The following is a 1,043-nucleotide window of genomic DNA, read 5'->3' on the forward strand; positions in this document are numbered from 1 at the left end:
TAAAGTTTTTTCCGCTCTGCTGAGCGGGTAACTTTTTGCTAGCACCCAAAAAGTAACCAAAAATTCGCTTTATCGGGCTTTCGCCCAAACGTATCATTTACTTTGTTTAATGTTGCGTTTAGCAAGACGATTTTTATCGTAAGGCATAGATTGGTTTTTTCTGTTCGAGAGACTTTGTCTGTTAATGACTCTGAAACTCCATAAAGTCGCGCAACTTCGTCGCGTCGAACTGACTTCTTCGTAGCTATTCGTGTATAACCAAAACGTAGGGCATCTTAAGCGCAGCGTAATGTGCCGGTTGAAAGCGAAGCTTTCATCTTTAAGGTAGGCTGTCCTTCTGGACGACAGAAAACTGGAATAAAGTGAAAAAGGGTTTAATCTTCTTAATAGGCATATGGTATTGCATGGCGAATCACTAGATTACGAAAGCAAGCTTAATAGTTTAAAGGCGATTTCTCTAGTTAATTACGTATCACAGGCATTAAACAAAAATGTAGGTTACCCTTAACTGGGTTATATTGTCAGACAAACTTTACGCAGAAATACCACTGGATACACCAATGAAAACCATCGTAATCTCAGACATTTTTGGCAGAACCGCAGCCCTTGAGCGTTTTACCGCAGAGATAAGCGAAGACGCGTTAATTTTAGATCCATACGATTCAGAGTTTATGTGGTTTAAAAATGAAAAATCTGCGACCTACCCTAGAGCATGAAAGCTTCGCTTTCAGCGGCAATTTCTTTAAAAAAGAGAGTCGCTGCGCTCATGACGCCCTACGTCCTTTTTTTCCATCATTGCAACCCCGAAGAAGTCAGTTCGACGCGACGAAGTTGCGCGACTTTATGGAGTTTCAGAGTCAGTGTTTGAAGCTTTATCTCCCACCAAATAAACAATCTATGCCTTACGATAAAAATCGTGTTGCTAGACGTGATGTTAAACAATATGAATAAGACGTTTGGGCGAAAGCCCGATAAAGAGACGTTTTGGTTACTTTTGTGGATCTGGACAAAAGTTACCCGCTCAGCAGGGCGGAATAAAGGTT

The 1,043-nt window shown here is 41.0% G+C and carries 1 protein-coding gene; it reads left to right on the plus strand.

The features are described from left to right. Positions 1-560 precede the first annotated feature (560 nt). Positions 561-716, plus strand: coding sequence for a hypothetical protein (locus CCS02_RS22205; RefSeq protein ID WP_157808026.1), 156 nt, complete (start codon positions 561-563; stop codon positions 714-716). The last annotated feature ends 327 nt before the right edge of the window (positions 717-1,043 follow it).

Source organism: Marinomonas sp. ef1 (genome assembly GCF_002806845.1).
Lineage (GTDB): Bacteria > Pseudomonadota > Gammaproteobacteria > Pseudomonadales > Marinomonadaceae > Marinomonas > Marinomonas polaris.